The 22,821-nt window shown below is 46.0% G+C and carries 29 protein-coding genes and 1 tRNA gene; 21 read left to right on the top strand and 9 right to left on the bottom strand.

What is annotated here, in order from left to right; genetic code table 11:
• Positions 1–177: 177 nt before the first annotated feature.
• Both AC3ZPD_RS06340 and AC3ZPD_RS06335 read right to left on the bottom strand, forming a co-directional pair.
• A complete protein-coding gene (locus tag AC3ZPD_RS06340) occupies positions 178–747 on the bottom strand; it encodes a glutathione peroxidase (RefSeq protein WP_490983414.1) in 570 nt (189 codons plus the stop codon).
• Positions 748–931: 184 nt separating this feature from the next.
• A complete protein-coding gene (locus tag AC3ZPD_RS06335) occupies positions 932–1,909 on the bottom strand; it encodes a bile acid:sodium symporter family protein (protein WP_490983413.1) in 978 nt (325 codons plus the stop codon).
• A 272-nt stretch (positions 1,910–2,181) separates the two neighbouring features.
• Here AC3ZPD_RS06335 and rnhA point away from each other — a divergent pair, with 272 nt between their 5' ends.
• The 6 genes from rnhA to AC3ZPD_RS06305 all read left to right on the top strand — a co-directional run bounded on the left by rnhA (position 2,182) and on the right by AC3ZPD_RS06305 (position 7,646).
• Positions 2,182–2,835, top strand: a complete 654-nt coding sequence (rnhA, locus tag AC3ZPD_RS06330) for a ribonuclease H (RefSeq protein WP_490983412.1) — start codon at positions 2,182–2,184, stop codon at positions 2,833–2,835.
• A 101-nt stretch (positions 2,836–2,936) separates the two neighbouring features.
• On the top strand, positions 2,937–3,611 hold the full coding sequence (gene ung / locus AC3ZPD_RS06325; protein ID WP_490983411.1) for a uracil-DNA glycosylase: 675 nt from the start codon (positions 2,937–2,939) through the stop codon (positions 3,609–3,611).
• Positions 3,612–3,625: 14 nt separating this feature from the next.
• Positions 3,626–4,054, top strand: a complete 429-nt coding sequence (locus AC3ZPD_RS06320; protein ID WP_490983410.1) for a hypothetical protein — start codon at positions 3,626–3,628, stop codon at positions 4,052–4,054.
• A 123-nt stretch (positions 4,055–4,177) separates the two neighbouring features.
• Positions 4,178–6,322 (top strand): Ig-like domain-containing protein, encoded by a 2,145-nt coding sequence (locus tag AC3ZPD_RS06315; RefSeq protein ID WP_490983409.1) that lies wholly within the window; start codon positions 4,178–4,180, stop codon positions 6,320–6,322.
• Positions 6,323–6,465: 143 nt separating this feature from the next.
• Complete coding sequence (locus AC3ZPD_RS06310) at positions 6,466–7,425, top strand: ComEC/Rec2 family competence protein (protein ID WP_490983408.1); 960 nt, start codon at positions 6,466–6,468, stop codon at positions 7,423–7,425.
• Positions 7,425–7,646, top strand: coding sequence for a DUF3006 domain-containing protein (locus AC3ZPD_RS06305; RefSeq protein WP_490983407.1), 222 nt, complete (start codon positions 7,425–7,427; stop codon positions 7,644–7,646). Before AC3ZPD_RS06310 ends, AC3ZPD_RS06305 begins: the two co-directional genes overlap by 1 nt.
• 124 nt (positions 7,647–7,770) lie before the next feature.
• Here the strand turns inward: AC3ZPD_RS06305 and manA are convergent, their stop codons facing one another.
• Positions 7,771–8,715 carry a mannose-6-phosphate isomerase, class I gene (manA, locus tag AC3ZPD_RS06300; protein ID WP_490983406.1) on the bottom strand — a complete coding sequence of 315 codons (945 nt, stop codon included), beginning with the start codon at positions 8,713–8,715 and terminating at the stop codon, positions 7,771–7,773.
• Between the two features lie 106 nt (positions 8,716–8,821).
• Here manA and AC3ZPD_RS06295 point away from each other — a divergent pair, with 106 nt between their 5' ends.
• Positions 8,822–9,865, top strand: coding sequence for a LacI family DNA-binding transcriptional regulator (locus AC3ZPD_RS06295; protein WP_490983405.1), 1,044 nt, complete (start codon positions 8,822–8,824; stop codon positions 9,863–9,865).
• Here the strand turns inward: AC3ZPD_RS06295 and AC3ZPD_RS06290 are convergent.
• On the bottom strand, positions 9,849–10,034 hold the full coding sequence (locus tag AC3ZPD_RS06290) for a hypothetical protein (RefSeq protein WP_490983404.1): 186 nt from the start codon (positions 10,032–10,034) through the stop codon (positions 9,849–9,851). The two genes, AC3ZPD_RS06295 and AC3ZPD_RS06290, sit on opposite strands and share 17 nt — an antisense overlap.
• 236 nt (positions 10,035–10,270) lie before the next feature.
• Here AC3ZPD_RS06290 and AC3ZPD_RS06285 point away from each other — a divergent pair, with 236 nt between their 5' ends.
• The gene (locus AC3ZPD_RS06285; protein ID WP_490983403.1) at positions 10,271–10,849 is read left to right on the top strand and encodes an LOG family protein; all 579 of its coding nucleotides are present in this window, start codon (positions 10,271–10,273) and stop codon (positions 10,847–10,849) included.
• A 107-nt stretch (positions 10,850–10,956) separates the two neighbouring features.
• Here AC3ZPD_RS06285 and AC3ZPD_RS06280 read toward each other — a convergent pair whose 3' ends face one another.
• Positions 10,957–11,490 (bottom strand): DoxX family protein, encoded by a 534-nt coding sequence (locus AC3ZPD_RS06280; RefSeq protein ID WP_490983402.1) that lies wholly within the window; start codon positions 11,488–11,490, stop codon positions 10,957–10,959.
• 239 nt (positions 11,491–11,729) lie between these two features.
• Here AC3ZPD_RS06280 and AC3ZPD_RS06275 point away from each other — a divergent pair, with 239 nt between their 5' ends.
• A complete protein-coding gene (locus tag AC3ZPD_RS06275; RefSeq protein ID WP_490983401.1) occupies positions 11,730–12,200 on the top strand; it encodes a hypothetical protein in 471 nt (156 codons plus the stop codon).
• 76 nt (positions 12,201–12,276) lie between these two features.
• On the opposite strand, the gene AC3ZPD_RS06270 is transcribed toward AC3ZPD_RS06275, so the two are convergent.
• Positions 12,277–12,651 (bottom strand): hypothetical protein, encoded by a 375-nt coding sequence (locus AC3ZPD_RS06270; protein WP_490983400.1) that lies wholly within the window; start codon positions 12,649–12,651, stop codon positions 12,277–12,279.
• 86 nt (positions 12,652–12,737) lie between these two features.
• The gene (locus tag AC3ZPD_RS06265; RefSeq protein WP_490983399.1) at positions 12,738–13,010 is read right to left on the bottom strand and encodes a hypothetical protein; all 273 of its coding nucleotides are present in this window, start codon (positions 13,008–13,010) and stop codon (positions 12,738–12,740) included.
• A 177-nt stretch (positions 13,011–13,187) separates the two neighbouring features.
• Here AC3ZPD_RS06265 and AC3ZPD_RS06260 point away from each other — a divergent pair, with 177 nt between their 5' ends.
• From AC3ZPD_RS06260 to AC3ZPD_RS06250, 3 genes are all read left to right on the top strand, one after another.
• On the top strand, positions 13,188–13,619 hold the full coding sequence (locus AC3ZPD_RS06260; RefSeq protein WP_490983398.1) for a CBS domain-containing protein: 432 nt from the start codon (positions 13,188–13,190) through the stop codon (positions 13,617–13,619).
• A 196-nt stretch (positions 13,620–13,815) separates the two neighbouring features.
• Positions 13,816–14,469 (top strand): hypothetical protein, encoded by a 654-nt coding sequence (locus AC3ZPD_RS06255; RefSeq protein WP_490983397.1) that lies wholly within the window; start codon positions 13,816–13,818, stop codon positions 14,467–14,469.
• 96 nt (positions 14,470–14,565) lie between these two features.
• Positions 14,566–14,637: transfer RNA gene (locus AC3ZPD_RS06250), tRNA-Val, on the top strand.
• 200 nt (positions 14,638–14,837) lie between these two features.
• On the opposite strand, the gene AC3ZPD_RS06245 is transcribed toward AC3ZPD_RS06250, so the two are convergent.
• Positions 14,838–16,043, bottom strand: a complete 1,206-nt coding sequence (locus AC3ZPD_RS06245) for a site-specific integrase (RefSeq protein ID WP_490983396.1) — start codon at positions 16,041–16,043, stop codon at positions 14,838–14,840.
• 165 nt (positions 16,044–16,208) lie between these two features.
• On the bottom strand, positions 16,209–16,940 hold the full coding sequence (locus AC3ZPD_RS06240; RefSeq protein WP_490983395.1) for a helix-turn-helix domain-containing protein: 732 nt from the start codon (positions 16,938–16,940) through the stop codon (positions 16,209–16,211).
• 159 nt (positions 16,941–17,099) lie between these two features.
• Between AC3ZPD_RS06240 and AC3ZPD_RS06235 the strand changes: the two genes are divergently transcribed.
• The 9 genes from AC3ZPD_RS06235 to AC3ZPD_RS06195 all read left to right on the top strand — a co-directional run bounded on the left by AC3ZPD_RS06235 (position 17,100) and on the right by AC3ZPD_RS06195 (position 22,741).
• Positions 17,100–17,423, top strand: a complete 324-nt coding sequence (locus AC3ZPD_RS06235) for a hypothetical protein (protein ID WP_490983394.1) — start codon at positions 17,100–17,102, stop codon at positions 17,421–17,423.
• A 20-nt stretch (positions 17,424–17,443) separates the two neighbouring features.
• Complete coding sequence (locus tag AC3ZPD_RS06230) at positions 17,444–17,848, top strand: hypothetical protein (RefSeq protein ID WP_490983393.1); 405 nt, start codon at positions 17,444–17,446, stop codon at positions 17,846–17,848.
• A gap of 21 nt (positions 17,849–17,869) precedes the next feature.
• The gene (locus AC3ZPD_RS06225) at positions 17,870–18,112 is read left to right on the top strand and encodes a helix-turn-helix domain-containing protein (protein ID WP_490983392.1); all 243 of its coding nucleotides are present in this window, start codon (positions 17,870–17,872) and stop codon (positions 18,110–18,112) included.
• Between the two features lie 4 nt (positions 18,113–18,116).
• Positions 18,117–18,302: a helix-turn-helix domain-containing protein gene (locus tag AC3ZPD_RS06220; RefSeq protein ID WP_490983391.1), complete on the top strand. Its 186-nt coding sequence runs from the start codon at positions 18,117–18,119 to the stop codon at positions 18,300–18,302.
• Positions 18,303–18,313: 11 nt separating this feature from the next.
• The gene (locus AC3ZPD_RS06215; RefSeq protein WP_490983390.1) at positions 18,314–20,563 is read left to right on the top strand and encodes a phage NrS-1 polymerase family protein; all 2,250 of its coding nucleotides are present in this window, start codon (positions 18,314–18,316) and stop codon (positions 20,561–20,563) included.
• 144 nt (positions 20,564–20,707) lie between these two features.
• Positions 20,708–21,013, top strand: coding sequence for a hypothetical protein (locus AC3ZPD_RS06210; protein ID WP_490983389.1), 306 nt, complete (start codon positions 20,708–20,710; stop codon positions 21,011–21,013).
• A 333-nt stretch (positions 21,014–21,346) separates the two neighbouring features.
• Positions 21,347–21,562: a hypothetical protein gene (locus AC3ZPD_RS06205; protein WP_490983388.1), complete on the top strand. Its 216-nt coding sequence runs from the start codon at positions 21,347–21,349 to the stop codon at positions 21,560–21,562.
• 13 nt (positions 21,563–21,575) lie between these two features.
• On the top strand, positions 21,576–22,163 hold the full coding sequence (locus AC3ZPD_RS06200; RefSeq protein WP_490983387.1) for a head maturation protease, ClpP-related: 588 nt from the start codon (positions 21,576–21,578) through the stop codon (positions 22,161–22,163).
• Positions 22,164–22,165: 2 nt separating this feature from the next.
• Positions 22,166–22,741, top strand: a complete 576-nt coding sequence (locus AC3ZPD_RS06195; RefSeq protein WP_490983386.1) for a hypothetical protein — start codon at positions 22,166–22,168, stop codon at positions 22,739–22,741.
• Positions 22,742–22,821: the final 80 nt, after the last annotated feature.

Here is a 22,821-nt window from a genome sequence, read left to right as displayed (position 1 = left end):
GCGAGCAAATGGCGTGAGGTAGCCGTACATATAGCGTGTTTTATGCGGAGGGATAGCGAGTTTAGACTTAAAATCCTGCGGTAGGTGACTACCGTACCGGTTCGATCCCGGTCCTCGGCATCTATAAGCATTACGAAAAAGACCTGTACGGCATTTGCCGCACAGGTCTTTTGGTTCTCAATTTTGATCTGGCAGGCTTGATGACAGCAGCGACTGAATAGCGTACTCCATTCCCGAGGCCTCCACGGGCGTTTCAAATCTTTGTGATACCTGCCCGCTGCGGGTGATCAGGAATTTGGTATAATTCCATTTAATTGCGTCGCCCTCGTAAAGTTCAGGGTACTTTGACAGCAGAAAATCCCTCATCCATAAGCCTTCCGGCGTTTCCGTATCAAATCCTCCGAAAGGGGCCTCCCCCGTAAGCTGTTGAAATAATGGGTGGTTGGAGGGGCCGCGAACCTCAATCTTTTCAAACAGCGGAAAAGTGATGCCGTAATGTTGACGGCAGTAACGCTCGGCATCCGCTCCTGTTCCAGGCTCCTTGTCGTTAAATTGACCGCAGGGAAACCCCAGAATTTCAAATCCATGCTGTCTGTAACTGTCATAAAGCTGCTGGAGACCGGCCAGTTGCCGGGCATAACCACATCTGCTGGCCGTATTAACGATCAGGAGGACTTTGCCCTCGTAAAGGGATAAGGGAACCGGTTCCCCATTCGTTTTGTGAACAATGAAATCATAAATAGTCATCCTCGCACCCCCGTTTTTGATGAATTAAGTCCATCATAAGGCTGGAAGGTCTATTGGTCTAATATATAAGTCGAATAGCGCTTATAGGTTTTGCTAAAATCCAGGCGCGGCCTGTTAGCTGGCGGCCCATACTAGGCCAAGGTTCAGATTAAGTTGAAGCAGCAAACCACGATTTTCCTCCCATTTAAACCCGTGCCGTATTATTTGGCCGTCCCTTTCTTTCCCGAAGCTGCGAACGCCTTCCGAGTAGGAACCCGACCAGCGATGCCAGCATTTGCTGGAACACCATGCCAAGCACGACCGGAACGGCTACCGGGGCGGGAAAATAGGCAACGGCAAGTACGGCTCCTGCGCTGATATTCCGCATGCCTCCATTAAAAATGAGCGCTACCTGGTCCGGTTCGCTCCAGCCCAGCAGGGCCGAGATCAGGTAGCTCAAGAAATAACCCGCACAAGCCAAAGCGATAATAATGGCGGCTTTTCCGACAAGACTTAAGCTGAAGTCCGTCAGATAAGGAGCGACAACGGAGCCGTTGATCATGATGACCACAGCCATTGCCAGCTTGGAAAAAGGGTTCAGCCGAGGCCCCCAGACGGGCACCACGGCGCCTTTGCTCCATTCGTTGAGTGCCATGCCGAGCAGCGAAGGGAACACGATCATCCAAAAAAGGCTGCTCATCATCGGCAGAATATTCAGATGTACGCTGGCTCCGATAAACAGGGACAAAATGCCCGGCACTACAAAAGGAGCAAGAACGGTATCAATCAGAATAATGGACAAGGTAAGCGCGATATTGCCGCGATAAATGCTGACCCAAACAAAACTGCTGATGCCAGTCGGAATGACCGCGGCCAGCACCAATCCGGTAATGGTATAGGGATCATGGGGGAAAACAAGATGCCCCGTTCCCAGGGCAACTAGCGGCATGAAGAGATGCAGCACCAGCAGGCAGGCGGCCAGCGGGAGAGGTTTTTTCAGCACGCTCAAAAAATCTTTAAAGCTGAGGCTGATGCTTCCGGCAAAGGTCATGAAAGCAAACAGCCAGGGGGACAGGAACGTGTAAGAAGAGAGCAGGCCGCCGCATATAACCCCGATCACAATGCTGGTAGGCGTAATCAGCGGCATCAAACGGTTAAGCCGCATGTTTAAAGTCTGGAGCATGATGAAGTCCGTCCTTTTCAGGTAGTATTCCTTCATTATACATCATTGGTATCCCGCGATCAGCGGGAATGCCCCGGGAAAGGCATTAGAAGGATGGGAAATGGCGGCGCGATTGACGCGTCCTGCGCTTTAAAGTAATCTAAGATTACGTGCATATGTCAAATGGTGTTTATCCATAACCATCCTCTTTTACGTTTTCTGCGCTTTTGTGTGGAATGAGGTGAAAGAGGATTTTTTTAAGCAGAGAAACCATCATCAAGGAGCTGAACGTGTTGGCAGGGCAAAAGTTTTATGTAGTATGGGAAGGCAAAACCCCGGGCATCTACACCTCATGGGCGGAATGCCAGAAGCAGACGAACGGCTATACGGGAGCCAAATATAAATCCTACGCCAGCCGGGCGGAGGCGGAAGCAGCCTATAAAGCGGGCTGGAAAGGCAATTGGGGCAGCGGAGCGGGTCAGGGAACGTCTTCCGGATCAAGCCGGAAACCGGGTTCAGCGCAAACGTTGGATGTCGGGGAAATCAATTATAACAGCATTTCCGTGGATGTCGGGACAAGGGGCAATCCGGGTCCGGTAGAATACAAGGGCGTGGATACGGCCACGGGCGAGGTCCTTTTTGCCGTCGGTCCGATCCCTAATGGAACTAACAATATAGGCGAGTTTTTGGCTATCGTGCACGCTTTGGCGCTGATCAAGAAAACCGGGAGCGATAAAGTGGTTTATTCGGATTCCGTTAACGCCATTAATTGGGTTAAGAAAAAACAGGTCGCCACGACGCTCCCGCGCAGCGGCTCCACCGCCGAAATCTGGGGACTGGTGGACCGGGCCGTATCCTGGCTTCAAACGAACACCTACACGACGCCTGTCTTGAAATGGCAGACCAAGCAGTGGGGAGAAATCAAGGCGGATTACGGCCGCAAATAGATAAGGTGTTTTTTGACGAACGTTGTCCTGTCCTGTAGATAGCTCAAGACCTTTTTGGGTAAAGAACAGTAGAGCTTATTCGGGACAGGAGAGATGCAGAGATGTTTGGCAACGACTGGGATGACATTTTGAGGGATGAGATAGAGAAACCTTATTTTCAGGAATTGATGGTGTGGCTGGATCATGAATATGCGGAGCACATTATTTTTCCGCCCCGTGTTTTTTTGTTTCAGGCATTAAAGCTCACCCCGTTTCATCAGGTGAAAGCCGTTATCGTGGGACAGGATCCGTATCACGGGTTGGGACAAGCCCACGGACTGAGCTTTTCCGTGCTGCCCGGCGTCCGGATACCGCCTTCCCTCCACAATATTTACAAAGAAATGTCGGCGGATTTGAATATTCCTGTTCCTCTGACAGGCACGCTGACGCCTTGGGCGGAGGAGGGGGTTCTGCTCCTGAATTCCATTTTGACGGTAAGGGAGGGACTGCCGAACTCGCACCAGGGGAGAGGGTGGGAACGTTTTACCGATACTGTGATTTCCAAGCTGAACGAAGGGCCGCAGCCCGTCGTGTTTATGCTTTGGGGCAATTATGCCCGGAAAAAAGGAGCCATCATCGATGCAAGGCGCCATGAAGTCATTGCTTCGGCCCATCCAAGCCCGCTGTCGGCACGGCACGGTTTTTTTGGCAGCAGGCCTTTTTCGAGATGTAATGCTTTCTTGAGCAGCCATGGGAGAACGCCGATTGATTGGCGGATTTTTGAAAGTGATTTATAGGGAGGTTTATCCGAATGGATCTTTCAAAATGGGTTGGCCGTTATGTATCCATCATTAGATTAAACGACGAGCGGACTTATTCCGCCAAAATTGAAGCCTGGGAACCTGAAAAAGAACGGGTGCTGCTCGGCCCGAAGCCGGTTTATATTCCTCTTGCGGAGATCGTAAAGATCATCCCGGCCGAGCATGGGCCTTTCCGGCGCGGGACTGCAGCCGGCCTTGCCGCCAAACCGCATTCCGTCGGTTACGTCATGAAAGAGAAACTTCAATTCGATAACGCGGTGCAATTCCGCTCCCCGGTCATGATCTGGAGAGGCGACCGGATTCTGCATTACCGTGCGCTGCTTGCCGGCCATGATGAGAAGGAAGTGACGCTGAGAACGGGGGAAAAGCTGTCCAAGCCCGAGCATCGTTTTGTCGTCAGATCGATTCGCGGGAATTAGGTCTTTTTGTCTATTTTTTAAGGGGAATGCCGGAAAAGGTAACGAAAGGTCAGGTTCATGTCGATAAAAATACATAGGACTTGGAAACAAACCGTAGTCCAGAAAGACAAAGGAGAGAAAGAAATGACTGGAAACAGGAAAGTGATGGGCTGGTTTCTTGCCCTCGTGCTGCTGGTGTCGGCTGTTCTTCCGATAAACGTGTTTGCTGCGACTGGAGACGTCAATTCGATTCGGTTTGACGGCGACAAGGAAATCGTGCTTACCGTGTCCGAAGGCACGGAACAGCTTCGCGTAATCGCAACTATTGAAGGAGCATCTGAGAAGGATGTCACCAACGATGTCACCTGGTCCACTTCGGATTCAAAAATTGTCAGAGTGGACGGCGGTCTGCTGACGCCTGTGGCTAAAGGTACAGCCACGATTACAGCCAAATACAAAAACGCCATTGCAACCAAGTCGGTAACGGTCAAATACGCCTATGACGCTTTGACCCTGAATACAGCAGACAATACAGAATTTAAAATGGGCACCGAAGACGCGTCTATCAAAGCATTAGCTGACGGTACGGATGTCAGCAAGGATGCCGTCTGGACAACCTCCGATGACAGCATCGTAAAGGTGGACAATGGGAACCTGACTTTTGTCGCTAAAGGTACGGCGACCATCACGGCGTCTTATAAAGGACTGACGGCTGATGTGAAAATCAAAGTCGTGGCCCCGTTTGGCAAGCTTGAATTTTCCGACGACGACGATTTGGAAATGGTAGTCGGATCCGGGACATCGCAGTTGAAGGTTGTGACCAAAGATTCGGACGACGATACCAATCCGGTCGATGTGACCGACAAAGTGGAATGGAGTTCTTCAGATACTTCCATCGCTACTGTAGACAAGGGCAAAGTTACCCCGCTGAAGCTTGGTAAAGCCACTATTACGGCTACTTATCTGGGAACCACCGTACAGAAAGACGTTTATGTCCGCAATCCTTATGAAGCTATTATTCTTGAAGATTCCAGCTTTATTAAAAATGCCGTAATGTTCCTGAATGACAGCAGTAAAAGCGTTACCGCCAAAGTTATTGCCTCTAACGGCGATTATGTAGAAGTAACAGGGTCTGCGGAGTGGAAATCTTCTAACCTGCTGGTGGCCAGCGTGAGCGGAGGCGTTATTACGCCGAAATCCGCAGGTACAACCACTATTACCGTTTCTTATCTCGGAGTCAGCAAAAGCTTTAGCTTGACGGTCTATCCGACTATTACCAAATTTAACGTTGATACGGATGATATTGAGATCTTGAAAGGCGATTCGAAAGACGCCCCGAAAGTAACGGGCATCCTTCTGGATGAGTCCGAACAGGATTTTACAAATCAGGTCACCTGGAAATCCAGCGATGAAGACATCGTAACTGTGGATTCCGCCAAATTTAAAGCCGGGGACGACGCGGGCACCGCTGTTCTTACAGGCACCGTCGGTTCCGTAACGGTAGCTTCCATTAATGTCAAGGTTTCCGAGAAGGTGCTGGTGCTGATGCCTGAGGTGGAAAGCTACCAGCTTGTCATCGGCAAAACCGCCGATCTGCCGAAGGTAACGGCCGTTCTGGTGAACGGCGATGAATTGGAAGTTACAGATGACATTAAATGGGCCCTTTCCGGCACTTCCGCCGTCATCAAGGACAAAACGATGAAGGGATTGTCCAAAGGAAACGTAACTCTTACCGGGACCTACCAGAATGAAACGGTTAAAATTCCGGTTACCGTTGAACCGGAAGTGGTTACGATGGTGATTGATCCTAAATCGATCGAACTTAATCTTAAACGTTCCAAAAGCATTGCCGTAAAAGGATATTACGCCGACGGAAAATATGTGACCTTGTCCAGCAAAATGAACTGGGTTTCTTCCGACGCCACAATCGCTTCGGTAAGCGGCTCGTCCGTCAAAGCCAATGCGGTGGGCAGCGTAAAACTTACCGGCACGTACCAAGGGAAAAGCTATACGGTTAACGTAAGCGTGGTGCCTAAGCTGACCAAGCTGACGGTAAGCGAAAAGCGATTTATCCTTGCACCCGGAGCCGCTCAATCCGTAACCCTTACGGCCGAATATGACACGGGGGCAACGGCTGTCGTAACTAGCGACGCAGTATGGACAACCAGCAAATCGACCGTGGCTACCGTATCCGCAGGACGCATTAATGCGGTGGCGAAAGGTACGGCAACGATCAAGGCAGCTTACGGAGGAAAAACCGTATCGGTGTCCGTATCCGTGAAGCCGTAAAGATAAAAAAGGGTCCGCTTCATTCGAAGCGGGCCTTTTTTTCGTTCAAATCAAGCTTGCGGATAATAAAGAAATATAGTAATATAAATAGGAACAAATGTTCTTTTTTTCTGAAAGATGGTTACATAAGGAGTTTTTCAACCATGATTCTGCACCACGTGATGAAACTGTTTAAGAAGCTGGGCTCAGGCGCGGAGAGGTTAAAAGAAGATAGAGCGACGATCCGTTTCACCCGGCTGACCGTTAGACGTATACTGCTGATGGTTTTGGCCCTTGGACTATCTGGCTGCAGTGAAGACTTCAGGCTGCCGAATGCGGCTACCGCTGAGCCGGTTCAAAAGTCGGCGGTATTGCGGGTTATTTTTCTGGATGTAGGTCAAGGAGCCTCCCAACTGCTCATTTCGCCATCCGGGGAAACGATGCTGATCGATGCTGGGAATAACGATAAAGAACAGGTGATGCTGGATTATCTTGATACATACGGAATTACAAAACTCGATAAGGTGATTGGAACCCATCCGGATGCCGACCATATCGGTGGGCTTGACAAGGTGATCGATCAAACGGAGATCGGTGAAATTTATATGCCTAAAGCCAGCTCGAATACGAAGACCTTCGAATCCTTGCTAAAGTCGATTAAACGGAAAGGGCTTAAGGTGAAGACGGCGAAAGCCGGGGTGCAGTTTGATCTGGGAGCGGGCGTACAGGTTCAGATGGTAGCTCCCGTCAAAAGCTATGACGATGGCAATGATATGAGTGCCGTGGTCAAGGTCGTGTACGGCAGCCGTTCGTTTCTGCTGACCGGGGACGCGGAATCGCCAAGTGAGAAGGACATGACTGCTTCGGGTGCCGACCTGCGGGCGGATGTACTGCTGGTCGGCCATCACGGCTCCAAATCCTCCACCACCTTGGCTTTTTTGAAGGAGGTCAAGCCCCGCTACGGAATCATTCAGGTTGGGAAGGATAATAAATACGGGCATCCTACGCAGACAGTTCTCCAAAGACTCAAAAGGCAGGGAGTCGAGGTTTACCGGAATGACCTGCAGGGAACCATTGAGGCAGATACGGATGGAACCAGCCTGACTATTCAGACGGAAAGGTGATGAGCATGGAGCTTGCGGTTTTGGAAAGGTTTGAAGGGGAGCTTGCGATCCTGGAGATCAACGGACAAACCCGGGATATAACACGATCGCTGATAGAGGCCGGTGCGAAGGAAGGCGACGTGCTGAAATGGAACGGCGACAAGTGGCTGGTGGATTCCGCCGCCACGGAGCAGCGCGCGGCGAGCATCCGAAAGCTCATGGATGAGGTCTGGGAAGATTAAAATTTAATGAATTAACGCAGTTGAAAGTGATGTTAGTAAAAAGAGGGGGCAGCACCCTTTCGAGAAAAGGTGCTGCCCTTTTTGATTTTACCAATCCGAGAGGGATTAGGGATGAGGTCTTTTTTTACTCGTGTGAAACGATAAATTGCAGGTTGCCTGTAAGCTCATACGGGCCAAATTCTACCGGCAAAATAAAATGGTCGCCTTTGCGGACAGGATAGGTTTGACCGCCTGCCTTCAGCTCGCCTTCACCGTCCAATGCGCTGAAGATCTGATATTTGCTGCTTGGTTCAAACGAAGAAGTGCCGTTGACCTCCCATTTTTGCACCGTAAAGAAATCATTGGAGACAAAAGTAGTAATGGTCGTTCCGCCCACTTGGCTTGTTTCATGCTGTGTTGGAACGTAACGCTGCGGGATGGTCGTCACGTCGATCGCTTTTTCCAGATGAAGCTCGCGGGTGTTTCCGGCGCTGTCTTTGCGGTCATAGTCATAGACCCGGTAAGTGGTGTCGGAGCTTTGCTGCGTTTCCAGGACTACAATACCTTTGCCTAGCGCATGAATTGTTCCGCTTGGGACATAAAAGAAATCGCCGGGTTTGACAGTAATTTTGGTCAGGAGCTCGTCCCATTTGCCTTCTTCAATGTAGTTAACGAGCTGTTCTCTGCTGGTGGCTTCATGGCCGTAGACAATTTCGGACCCGGGATCGGCATCCACGATGTACCAGCATTCGGTTTTGCCCAGTTCTCCGTTTTCATGTTCGCCCGCGTAAGCATCGGCCGGGTGAACCTGAACGGACAAATCGTCCGAGGCGTCCAAAAGTTTGGTCAGCAAAGGGAATACCTTGGAGTCGGAACGGAACAGCTCCTGATGGTTTGCCCACAAATCGCCAAGTTTTTGTCCGGCATAAGGGCCGTTTTTTACCGTGCTTTGGCCGTTTGGATGTGCGGATACCGCCCAATATTCGCCGGTATGGTCGCTCGGAATCTCGTAGCCAAACAACGTTTTCAGTTTTGTGCCGCCCCAAATGCGGTCTTGGAAGACGGAGTTCAAAAAGATAGGTTCGCTCATCGTATAATCTCCTTTTAAACAAACTTTACTTTACAAAACTTGACGATAATATTTTATGTAAAGTAGTATTGATTTTAGTGTAGCATGTTTCGGGAGGTTAGCAAAGATGGCGAGACCCAAGAAGATATCCATGCAGACGATTGCTGATGAATTGAAGATTTCCAAAAATGCGGTTTCGCTTGCTTTGTCCGGGAAAAAAGGGGTCAGCGAGCAGGTCAGGAATGAAGTGAAACAGCGGGCCAAGGATTTGGGCTACAGCATACAGGGGAAACCTCAGCGGAGCAGCTTAAATATTCTCGTATTGGTGCCCGAAAGAGTGATGAGCTACGAGGATAACGAGCATTTTCATTTCTATCACGACTTGCTTTGGGGGCTGGAGGCGGCGATCCGTAAAGATGGGTATAATGCGGTTATCGCCAAAATTGATGCCGAAATGGAGAGAAAAGGTTCGCTGCCGGGCATTTTCGATATTGACCATGCGGGCGTTATTTTGTTTGGAATTATCGACAAGCCATATGCCCGGAAGGTATGGGAGCTTGATACGCCGCTCGTGATGATCGACTCTTATTACAGGGATTTGCCTTGTGCGGTGGCCGCTTCGTCAAATTTGGAAGGGGCACTTGCTGCTGTCCGTTATTTGCAGGAGCTGGGACATAAGCGGATCGGCTTTATGGGCCCGTCCAATCTGACGACAAGCCACGAAGACCGCTGGTTCGGATATTGGAAGGCGATGGCGGATGAAGGAAGCTATCCGGATCTGCGGGATTGCCTGATTTATTCCGACGGTTACCGGTCTACCCGGGAAGAGATTTCGGTGTTTTTGGATCGGCATCAGGCCAGCCTGCCGACGGCCTTTTTCTGCAGCAACGACCGCATCGCTTTGATACTGAACGAACTGCTGCGCGAGCGGAAATACGCCGTACCTCAAGAAATTTCCATCGTAGGATTCGATGATATTACGTTGTCCGCGGCTGCTGCGCCTTCCTTAACCACGATGCGCGTTGCTAAGAAAGCCATGACAGAAGCAGCAGTCGAACTGCTTCTGTCTGAAGCTGGACACAAACGGGAACGAATTTATTATGGGGTCATCCCGAACCTGATCGTCCGTGAATCCAGTGGGATCCTGTCTCAGGCTAAACAACAACAGTAGTACTGACGTCGCTCATATATGCTTTAATGGCCACATATACGCCAATAATGGCTGCAAGAAGGCTGAGTACAGCAGCAATGGCCGCAAGAAAATCAAGTTTTCTGGTTTCGGCTATTATTTTTGCTTTCGCTTGAGACTGGTTAATGCTTCTGACACGGGCTGGTTTCAAGGGGCCCCCCTCCTCAAGACTTTCAAAGTCATACCTTGGATCTAACAATTTGTTATAGAATACGTCTGCGATTTCGGTTTTGTTCGGGCCTTTCAAGCAAGCTCATCCATGTTTACCCGGAAAAGATAAATTTGGTTAACTGACGGTGGGCTAACATAAAGGAACAAATATTATGTAAAATATAGATAGATTCTTTTTTGACGGTTAATCTGATGAATGAACGGGAGTTGAATCCAATGCAGTCCGTTTGTGTATTTGCAGGCAGCCGTCCGGGCGCAGCGCCGGAGTATACGGAAGCTGCCATCGGTCTGGGGAAAACTTTGGCCGAGGCGGGAATCAAACTGGTTTATGGCGGTTCAAGAAACGGTCTGATGGGTTATGCGGCCAATGAAGCATTAACCTGTGGTGGACAGGTCGTCGGGGTGATGCCGACAGACCTGTTTAAGGCGGAAATCGTGCATCGTGAACTGACGGAGTTGATCGAAGTAGACGGGATGCATGCCAGAAAAGCCAAAATGGGTGAGCTGGCGGACGGTTTCATCGCGCTGCCGGGCGGCGTCGGGACCTTTGAGGAGCTGTTTGAGGTTCTCTGCTGGTCCCAAATCGGCATCCATAGGAAACCTATTGGGTTGCTGAATGTTAGGGGTTATTATAATCCGCTTCTTTCTTTTGTAGAGCACAGCATTACGGAGGGTTTCACGGGGCCTGATACTTTGAGCTCCATTCATGTTGACGAAGATCCGATTACATTGGTACAGAAAATGAGCCGCCATGCGGCCGGATTATCCGGAGTCAGCTGGGAATGGAAAGGCTGAGTGGCTTTGCCTTTAGAGCTAAAAAAGAACCATCTTCTGCGCGGTTAAGCGGGCGATGGTTCTTTTGCTTTTTTTTGCGAGGATCCAACGGTTTCAACCGTATTCTATTAAGCAGCATGTCTTCTACCGTGAGGCGTTGGAGTATGAAGATCGGTTTTGTTGCCGCCATGTTTGAACAGATTGCGGAGGAAAGGCATTACCCAGTGGTCCAAACCAATTTTACCGGCATTAGCGGCAGCCACTACGATGAAGATTTCCAAAATCAGCATTTGGGCGTTGGTGCTTACGGTACCCGAGAAGAGGAACGCGGTGTTCATGACGACGGCCATCAGCGCTGCGAAAGTGGTAAAGGTACCGAGAATCAGGCCCACGCCGACCAATAATTCACCAAGCGGGATCAGGATGTTGAAGAAGTTGACGCCGGGTAGGGCGGCGTGCTGAAGAAATGCGGCCCACCAGCCTTGGACGGCCGGGTTATCGCCAGTGCTTTTTGCTATAGCGCCTTGGAGGAAGCCGCCGGCGTCAAAGCCGCCCGTTAATTTTTCAATGCCGTGTGTCATCCATTGGTAACCCAGATAAATCCGGACGATGGTCAGCAGCCACATAGCCACTTTGTTTGTTCTCAGCCAATTGTTAAACATATAAATCTCTCCTTTGATAGAATCCGTTTTTTTATTATTTTTGAAGTGGATCAGTTTTGTCTTTCTTTTGTAAGATGATCATCTCTTATGGCTTTATTATAAGTGATTATTTTCACAATACATGTGATAAATATCACACTAATCTCTTTTATTTAAAATTTTTAGTTTTTATCGGAGTTTCCCGCCGGACAAGGACGGTTAATTAGGGGAAGAGAAGGAATAGAAAGGAGCGGATCGGATTGCCGAAGCTGGTGATTGGCGTTTTTGCCGCGAGACAAGACGTTTCCCTTTTAATTGCCGACCTGCAGGAGCAGGGCATTGAAGATAAAGAAATATCAGTGCTCGCAAAAGACTTTAACGAATTGGGCCTTATTGCAGAGGATACGGGTTTAAAGCCGCCTAAAAGCGGCACGGCAGGAAAAAGCGTGTTTGGCATGCTAAGAGGTCTGACGGAGGTGCTTGAGGGAGCGAGAGGGGAAGTGAACTCCCTAGGGGTCGCTGCTAAAAAAAGCGCGGGGGCCGAGCTGTGGGAAAATAGCGAAAACCTTGCGGTACCGCTTATAGGAGCGGGGGTTCCGGAATCGGACGCCAGAGCTTATCATGACCAGGTGGCCAAAGGATATTTTCTCGTTCTTGTCCAATGTGGAGAAAATGAAGCGGACAAAATTAACGAACGGATGAACCGGCACCACAGTTTGCCCTTAGCGTAGGGAAGCACGGAAGAGGCGGCATCGTTCAAGAGAACAAAAACACCCGTTTCCCCTTTAGGGATTCGGGTGTCTTTGGTTACAGCAGACTAATGGCAAGCAGCTCGTAAAGCACAAGCGGAAGAATAACGCGTCCAGGATTGTAGTAAGGGTATGGATAAGGGTAATAAGGCCGCGGTGGCGGATAATACCCCGGATAATAGGCTCGTTTAGCGTTGTATGGATCCGCATCCGTATCCGCGTACGGGGAAGGAACGCTTAAATATAAATGTCCACCGTCCATGGCGAGCAGGGTTCCTTCAAAAACATGGCCGTCCATCGTATGAACACCGACATGATGGTTCAAATATTTGCCGCAGCATTGATGGAGATGCTCCCGGACTCCTTTCATGGAGTTGGCCGTATCCGGATGCAGCTGATAAATCAAAGAAGACTGGGTGGGTTGGATCGACATTCCTGATAACCTCCAAAGACATATTCATGAGCTATTACACTCTATGCGTTTGCCCACCCGGGAGTGAATGAATGACGGCTGCGGTTCTATTTTTTCTTGCGGTTTTTAGTGCCGCGGGGGCGGGACTTGGCTCTGGAGACAGCCGCATAAGGGCCGACGCCAGGACCCGGACCGTAACCTGGGCCTACTTCAGTTGTTTTGTAAGCAAAACATTGCTGGTACACAGGGACGCAGTGATGTTTTTGAACGATTTCAATCGGCTGGATCACTTGGACCAGCTGCGGATGGTAAAAGTTTTGAACCGAAACGATAGGATCCAGGACAATCGGATCTGCAGGAGGGCAGCAAAATTTGTTCATGAAGTTCAACTCCTTAATTAGGTTTGATGCATTATATTGCGGAATAGGTGTTCAGTCTTGTTCGTTTGTCCCTTGTGCCGAAACTTTTTGGGAAAAAGATCGGGAACGCCTTTGATGGACTGGCGGTGCATGCAAAACAAACACATAGGAAATGTTAAAGAAGGAAGGAGGTGCAGGATGAAAAAGGTAAAAGAAATCATGACGGCGAGTCCGGTTACGGTAACTCCGATGGACAATATTTACGAAATCGCGGTAAAAATGAAAGAACATGATACCGGATTTATTCCGGTCGTGGAAAGCCAGGGCAGCGATCGGTTGATCGGGGCGGTAACGGACCGGGATTTGGTTGTCCGCGGGTATGCGGAGAAACATTCCGGTTCTACGGCCGTGGATCAAGTGATGACCAAAAACCTGAAGACGGCTACCGCCGATATGTCCGTTGACGAGGCGGCCGAGCTGATGGCGCAGCAGCAGATTCGTCGTTTGCCGGTGACGGATGGCGACCGTCTGATCGGGGTAGTTTCCCTGGGGGACATGGCTGTCGAGCATATTTTTGCGGATAATGCCGGCGACGCGCTTACCGACATTTCGGAGCAGCACCTGCATTAAGCGGGCTAGGCTAAGCAGACCGTTTCTTTTGGGTCAGGTAGCCAAAGAGATCTTTATAACCAAGCAGTCCCGTGAGAGGGCTGCTTTTTCATTTTTTGCGAAAGGAGACAGAAGAGCCGAAGTTGAATACATATAGAGTAAGCCATCTTAGTTCAAACAATTTCTAACCGGGATAAGAAAAGGAGAGATTTGACTTATGCAGCCTAATCATAATCTTGTCAGTAAAATCTTGTTCTGGATCGGCATTCTGGTTCTCGCTTTTGGTTTTGTAAGCGGTTTTGTGGCCGGCGGCCTGCCTTCGGTCGACCACTCCGGTTATGACTTCCGGATTACGTTGTCGGTATGGGCATCCTTTATGATTCCGGGATTTCTTGTCATTGGTTTCTCCGAGGTCATCCGGCTGCTGCAGGACATGCGCGACGATTTAATCAGGGTCAGAAGCCGAGTAGCCCGTGTACAGCAGGGGGGACAGAAACCGGATACCGCAACGGGAGTTAATGACTTGGGGGCTCAGGCGGGGGTGCCTTACCCCGCAGACGCTTTAAGGGGAGGCGAGTTTTACTCTCGTTCATTTCCGCGCTTAAGCAGAAACAATCTTTTCCCGGACGGCGAAAAAGCGGCCAAATATCATAAATTGATCAAACGCATTAACGCCCTGGAGTTTTATTTCGAGGTTGAAGATAAACTGACGATCGAACAAAAGCTGGGCGAGGTAAAGAGGTTGTATTTCGAAGTCAAACACCTGGTGTTTACGGCAGGTCTCGACCATGAGCCTGTTTGGCTCAACGTGGTGGAAGCGATCCGTTTTATCGAAGACGAATATGCCCGGATGGATAAGAAATACGCCTAGGATACTAGGGTCTAGAATAAAAAAGAAAAGAGCGGCAATGCTAAATAAATTGTCTTGCCATGTGTAAGATTTATGTGATAGTATAAATCTTACTGAAGGACGGTAGCTCAGCGGGAGAGCACTACCTTGACAGGGTAGGGGTCATGGGTTCGATCCCCATCCGTCCTATATGAAACAGAGAGAGAGAAGCCTTGCATAGCAAGGCTTTTTCTATTATCACAGGTTAATAATGTTGTATAGTACAGTTGCCGTTTTGGTGTGTTGATGTGAAACTGATGTTAAAAATGGTGTGATGATGTTATAGATGCTACAAAATAACGCTAAATCTTCAAAAGAGATAAGGCGTTTTTATTTGGCTTTTTTTGATGTTAACTGCCATGCTGTTTTCTTGACTTAAGCATGTTATCAAATATCCCTGCAGCTGCTTGATCAGCTTCTCGAAGTGCATGGGTATAGATATTTAGTGTTGTGCTGATGTTGGCATGTCCAAGGCGAGCTTGTATGATTTTAGCGTGAAGCCCTTGATTTAATAACAACGTTGCCGAGGTGTGCCTGAGAGCATGGAAATTTACATATCTTATGCCGTGTCGTTTAGTGAAGCGAGTCCACCATGTTTTCACACTGTGAGGGTGTAGCGGCTTACCATTCCAGGATCCGAATACAAAGAAGTGTTCGCCTCCCTCCCAAAGGTCAGCCGTAGCAAGTCGTTCTTCGTTTAACTGAGCTTTATAGGAACGAAGTTCAGGGATAAGAGAAGAGGGGAGTTCGATTCTCCGTCTGGATGACTTAGTTTTAGGCTCCTTCAGTTCATATCCACTCTTGGTGAAACTGAGGTTTTGAAGTACATCAATTGTCCCATTCTCCAGGTTAACGTGTTTCCATTCGAGTCCAAGAAGTTCGCCACGTCTTAAGCCCGTTGTTAATGCTAACGTAATTAGGAGCCGCCAAGAATCCTTTTCGTTCTCCAGGAGGGCAAATATTTGATCTGTTTCCTTCTGGTCATACACATCCAGTTCCTTTTGTTGTTCATCCCTCGGTTTTTTTACCCCATCCATAGGATTTTTCTTAAGTAGCTTCCACTCAACGGCCCGACTAAATACATTGCGCAGTACCCTATGTAGATACTGAATGGTGCCGGCCGATAATTGGCCCTCCTTACCATCCTTCCTTTTACCCGTTGCAAGTTGATCCATCAAATTTACAAGCTGGAGAGTCTTAATGGAGTCCAACTTCAAATGACCAATAGCCGGGATGATTCTGCTGTTTAGATGGATCAGGTAAGTTTCAAGAGTAGCCCTTCCGAGCTGCTTTTCTGCGTACTTACTCCGCCATTCTTCTATAAAGGCTTCAAATGTCATTCTCTGTGGATCTATATATTCTCCAGTCTCAACTTCTTGCCGAAATTTAGAGTATTCATCATCTAAATAGTTCTGGAGCTTTTTTGAAGTTTTAAGCAGCGCTTCATCAGTGATAGTTATGGTTTTTGTCTTACGTCCATATTTTCCATTTGGCCCTTTACCTGTGTATACAGTGAAGAACCAAGAGTTATCTCCCCGTTTCTGAATATTGGCCACTTCGTTCACTCCTTCAGTTTAATTATGTATACGAATTTAACGAATTTACGAATTGATTTTCCAAAAGCCTTATTGGACAGGAGTTTGCGGATTGTATCGACTACGAAATTACTCTGAATTAATTAACGAATTAATTGTTGATTTCCAACTGATTAATATTAAATTTTAGTCAGTATGCTCATTCAAATATTCTGGGAACAACAACTTAACCATTTCTAATATACGTTCCCTTTCTTTGTAAGAGAGTTTGTGCCCATTTAAAGTAACACCTGATCGAGAAAGAAAAGTAGTAAGATCATTGTCAAGCATTTTTATGAAAGTATCAGGTTCGTCACTTGGCATTACAAAACTAACGATGGCCTCAATAACCTTCATATACCTTTTAAAGAGTTCGTTATATTCATCCCTAAAGGATTTAAAATCTTCGTTATTTCTTATTCTTCTTATAAATTCGTTATTTAATGACTCAACTTCGTTTAAGAATGAGTCTGGATCAATTTCTATTTCATTTTCTTTTAAGAGTTGACTCACTTCTCTTTTAATAGGATTAACTAGGTTGCCATTCTCAAAGTATTTCTCTTTTATCAAGGCTATATTTTCCTGTGCTATCTTATAACCTGCTATACCTAATATTTCTCCTATGTTTAATGAACTTTTGTTCTCCTCTCGACTTCCCATAGGAGAATGTCCAGCCTTGTACATTAAATCCATATAGGACACATTTAAAGGATTAGATAGTTTTTTTAAAATTTCTGGTGAAGGAATTCCCCGTTCTCCTCTTTCCAATTGAGAAATATAAGAATGTGAAACACCAGATAAAACATCTAATTTTCGCATTGTTAAGTTAGCATTTTTACGCAAAGTTCTTAGATAATCTCCAAACTCTTTTGGGTTCAATTGTAACCACTCCTTTCACATTATTATTAGCACAAAAGTATACAAAAATACAGAAGAAAATAACAAATGGTTGCAAAAGCATACATCAGGTGGTATTATGTGGTTACAAAAGAGTGCATGCAAAAGTAAACACCATTTATTACCTGGAGGTGAAATGCAGTGAATGATGTAGATCAAGCAATCTTAGAAAATCGGGTCCATTTAGAAAAGAAATACTTCTCTAACGGAACCACACCTGATATGGAAAAACTGCTCGATACCGTTGGAAAGATGATCAAAGCATCTTATCTAGGCGGACTGAAAGGAGGACGGAAAGAACAGCAATGGAGCAATCAAGCCTGTCTGGGTTATGCGGTTCTGGCTGGCGAGGAAATGAAGTGGAATGAACAGTTAATTAAGGAACTGGTAAGGGCAATGTACAGATCGTTTGATTTTGTCACACTGAACGAGGCCGTTGATGCTTACCGAGGCTCAATTTATTAATCCAAGGAGGAAGATAAGTAATGGAAAAAATCACATATGAGCAATACCTGCAGGAGAACATTTTTGCACTGCCAATTCAGGAATGTATTGACGTACTTACTCGGGCTGAAAATGGAACGATGTCCGAATTTGAGGCTGAGGAGCAGCTTCCACCTGTAGTAGGAACTGTTCTGGTAAACCTGTATTTGCATGATAAAGAAGCTTTTGAGGATCTGGTAACTAAGATCAGGAAGGCTGCTGATTCTATACAAGAGTTGGAAAACAGAAACACGTTTACTATCTGCCCCTTTCCTGACGGCGTTGATCTTCTCAATCAGTTTGAATCCATATTAAACAGTATTCGTGAAGGAAGTTTATTGAAGGATCACTGGAGGGCTGAAGACGGACAGTTAATTGTTGCGTTGGAGAATCTGAATACTAAATAACGATAAAGGGAGGCAACTTGTATGTTTCAGATCACTTTAAAGATGGCTCGTTTGAATTGTGGCTTAACTATAAAAGAAGCTGCTGAGAAAGCCGGCATTACTCCTAGAAGACTTAGAAACTGGGAGAAGGACAGCTCATGTGCCGAAATGTACGCTGCTTTAAGACTTTTGCGAGTTTACGGACTGTCTCTAAACCATGTCCATTTTGGGAAAGAGAAAGAGGTTATCTCCCGTTTTATCGAATCTATGACTAAGGAGGAATAAAAAAATGACAAGAGTTACTTTGACCGTAAATGAAACGGCTGAGCTGATTGGTGTATCACATTCAACGATTTATACAATGGCCAGAGAAGGTCAGATTCCACATGTCAGAGTGAGAGGCCGCATTATCTTCCATAAGGATGTAATTGAATCTTGGTTACGTGGTGAGCATGTTCAAGTGCGCCAGGCTTAGGCGGTGTTCGAATGATATTTGAGAAGATACCTGCAGAATTAAAGAGCATTCCTCAATGGGTACTTTGGAAGCTAGAAAAACGCAGAGCTGGGGCTAACCCTACAAAAGTCCCTTATTCAGCATCTGGGCGACATGCTTCTGTAACGGACCCCTCAACATGGTCAACATTTTACGAAGTTAAAGCTATATTTCAGACTAATAAATCATATTCGGGAATTGGTTTGGTACTCACTAAAAATCAGTCAGGACATTCAATTGTTGTGATAGACATAGACCACTGCATCAAGAAAGGAGCATTAAACTCTGAGGCACGGGAGATCATTCTAAAGCTTAACAGCTATACAGAAAGAAGCCAAAGCGGGGAAGGCGTTCACATTGTAATACGGGGTAGTAAACCAGGAGAACGAAGCAGAACTCGTAACATCGAAATGTATGACGATCTGAGGTTCATTGTTTTTACAGGTGATCATGTAAAGGGTACGCCGCTAGGAGTGGAGGAAAGACAATCCGAAATTATTAGTTTATATCATGATTTCTTCCCATCCCAGCTTCCTGTTCAAGACAGTGAGCATATTAAAGGGCCTAATCTTGAAGATGAAAAGATATTAGAGCTTGCTAGAAAGGCCAAGAATGGTCAAAGGTTCCAGCGGCTATACTCTGGCGATTGGAGTGGATACAGCAGCCAGAGTGAAGCAGAACAAGCCTTATGTAACATGATTGCCTTCTACACAAAAAATCCCGAACAAATTGACGGTTTGTTCAGGGGTAGTGGATTGGTACGTGATAAATGGGGTCGAGACGATTACCGGGAACGAACTATAAGTAAAGCGTTAGAAGGTGTTGTGGTGCAATATAATAATCCGTCCAGTAAAAAAAATTCTATTCATAATGTACCACAGCTCGAAGAATTTGACGAGTCTGAATTTGATTTCCTCTTTAATCAAACTCCTGAGTTTGATGGGAAATTAGGAGAAGCGGCGCTGCATGGATTGGCCGGTGAAATAGTCAGATTTATTGATCCTCATACAGAAGCCGATCCTGCTGCTGTGCTAATCAACTTTTTGACCATGTTTGGAAATATGGTTGGGGACGGACCACATTTTGTTGTTTCTGGTGGTAAGCATCGAATGAGGGTCTTCGCTGTACTGGTTGGAGCAACCTTCAGAGGTAAAAAAGGAACGTCCTTGGATCCGATTCTGAAGCTTATGAATGCAGCTGATGTTGAATTCAATGCACGTAAGAAGTCAGGGTTATCTAGCGGAGAGGGACTAATTTATTCCGTAAGAGATCCCATTATTGAGTTTAAACCGGTGATGGATGGCAAGGGGAAGGACAAGAAACCTACCGGGGAATATGAGCAAGAGATAACGGATCCTGGGGTAGAGGATAAACGCCTTTTAGTCATAGAGAGTGAGTTTGGATCTGTATTGAACGTTTTACGCCGTGAAGGGAACACCTTGTCCGCAATTATAAGGAATGCTTGGGATGGCAATGGAGAGATTAGAACGCTTACTAAGAACCCCATGCAAGCTTCCAGCTCTCATATATCTATACTAGGCCACATTACGCCAGAGGAGCTTAGAAAGCTTCTGACGGGCAATGAGATCCACAACGGGTTTGTGAACCGGTTCTTGTGGCTGTATGTGCAACAATCCAAGTCTCTCCCCAGTGGTGGGGAATTTCATAAGCTTGATGTTGGAACAATTGTATCAAAAATAAAGACAGCCTGTGATTATGCCATGAATGAAATGCCGACAGATGGGAATGGTGATCTGCTCCCTATGGAACGTGATGAAGCTGCTAATCAACTATGGGAACGAATATATGAACCCTTACAACGTGATGCAGCTGGAATCATTGGAGCATCAACAAGCCGGGTTATTCCTTATGTAATGCGTCTAGCTTGCATATATGCCTTGCTGGATCAGTCATGCATTGTCCGTTTGGAGCATTTAAAAGCAGCCTTAGCACTTTGGGATTACTGCTATAAATCTGTAACGTTCATCTTTGGTGAGCAGGGATTAGATAGTGATCCGGTTATATCTCGCATAATGGAAGGTTTAAAAGAAAATCCAAATGGAATGAGTAGTACAGATATTAGTGTGGGCCTTTTCAAGCGTAACAAGTCTTCTGATGAAATAAAGGCTGCAGTTGAGAAGCTGAGGGAAAAAGGAATCATCTGTATTGAAAAAATCCCCTCAGGTGGAAGAGGACAGCCAAAGACAATTATTCGATTAGTTGATTCTGTGAAATATGCCTGAACGAATTAATTCGTTAATTAATTCAGTGTAATTTCGTACTAATCAAAAGCCTTGAAAGCCTTAAGGCATAAGGGTTTATCCTATTACATTCGTTATTTCGTTAAATTCGTTAACTCTAAAATCATTTAAGAAAGGAAGGGAATCATGCCAACAGCAAATGAGATTATTCGGGCTAATGAGTTTGAAAGAATGGACAAGGTTGCTAAAGCGGCAGGGTTCCTTCCTCTAATTTCAGGAGAAGCGTATGAGGCACAGTACAACGCCGGCAGTCATGTGTTTATCATGCTTGGAACTAATAAATGGAGCGCATGGCGCGAGACATGGCAACCGGGTAAGGGAAAGTCTATCTCCTTAAAGCCCATTGTGGAAAATGTCCCTTATGACGTTGCCTTACAACAAGCTCATAAATATATTTCCTTCGTTACAAAGAAGAAAAGATTTAAAGCATAAGAGACGTGACCTTACCACTTATAGAAAGGACTGATCGCTTGAACAAGTCATTGAAGCACTTTGAAATTCGACTGGAAGAAAACGTAATGACGATTGCTACAGACCGAACAAGAATCGGGACGCTTGAAACCTTGCTTAGGCTGATATTTAACGAATACAGCAAAAAGAAGCCTGAAGACTTGGATTTGTTTATGAAGCGACTAAATTCCTTGTACGAAATTATCAGGAACAGAGGAAAGCCAAGAGAGGATACAGAGCCTCTCAACGATTTTGATTTTTGGAAGGGACTTATGGAAAACAAAATTACCTAATATGAGATTGGAGTGAATTCTAATGAAGAAATTAACGGATGATCAAATTGTCTATTTGGAGCGTTGGGCTGCTGAGAAAAAGAAAACTCAGACTGTGACAAAAGAAGAGAAGGAAATTGTTAATAGGATTGATCAAATGGCTAAGACGGATTGGAAAGGTTTCCGTTTAGAGAGCAAAACTCATAAAGATGATGTACGAGCAAAATTGGAAAGACTCAAGAAAAAGAAAGTTGACTGAACGGAGGAATCTAATGACAAAGATTAATGTTAGTGGTCCAATCGTCTCAAACAGTGATTATAGCGTCTATGAATGGCTAGGTATGGAAGCGACTTGTCCTAAAAAAGTAAGAACGGTAATTAATGAAAGTAACGGAAAGGACTTGGAAGTTGAAATCAATTCGCCAGGAGGGGATGTATTTTCAGCATCAGAAATCTATTCCTCTTTGAGAGATTATAAGGGTATGGTGACTGTAAAGATTGTTGGTGTTGCAGCCAGCGCAGCGAGTGTTATTGCAATGGCCGGGGACAACGTATTAATGGCCCCAACCGCTCAGATTATGATTCATAACGTATCAACAAGATCCTCTGGCGATTACAGAGATATGGAACATACAGCTGAAGTTTTACGACTTGCAAATGAAACGATAGCTAATGCTTACAGGATGAAAAGCGGGATGAAGCAAGAAGAACTTCTAAAAATGATGGACAAAGAAACATGGCTAACACCTCAACTGGCTTTAAAGTTAGGTTTCATAGATGGAATATTATTTGATAATTCTAGTCGGGAAGAAACTAAAGCTAAGTTGAAATTATTAAAATTACAAGAAGGGAAGTTATAGATATGAAAACATTAACTAAGATTCAACAGTATGTGGAAGGAATCAAAAAACCGTTCCTAGCTTCTGATAAAGAAAAGATTGAGATCGAGGACTACATTAAAAAATTAGAGTCCCAAAAAGAGAAGCTTGAGCAGTCAACGAGTGTCAAAGACATTGACAAGTTAATTGAAATAAACAGTAAATATCAAGCAGCTACAACGATGTTAAATCGAATAGAAACTGAAAAGACTAAATTAAGAGAAGCCAATAACGAGACAGTATATAGTCAGGTATACGACTTACGTAAGGAGTATATAGCCGAATGCGTAAAAGAGTTAGAGCCTGCATTTAAAGATATAGTCAAACGTGCTGATGAACTTGAAGCTATCATAAAGCAATTTAATCAACATGGGAAAGAAAAGGGATTAGAGTTTAAAAGTATTCTAAGATCGCTCACTCCCTATGTTTCTGATAGTACGAAAGAAAAGTTAAATCCTAATTCATTTGGTTCAGTGGATCAGTTCTTAAATAGCGCCTATAAAATCTTTGATCATCAATTTGATATGTGGAAAAGTAACGTTAAGCAGAATTTAAAGTGACCTATTACAGTCGGAAAATCCTTTAAGACCGTAGTGTCCACATCAAATTAACTGTGTGGGGTCTATATAGGCCCCCCCCT

The sequence above is a fragment of the Paenibacillus mobilis genome (assembly GCF_058267595.1).
This window is presented reverse-complemented; position numbering and strand designations above follow the sequence as displayed.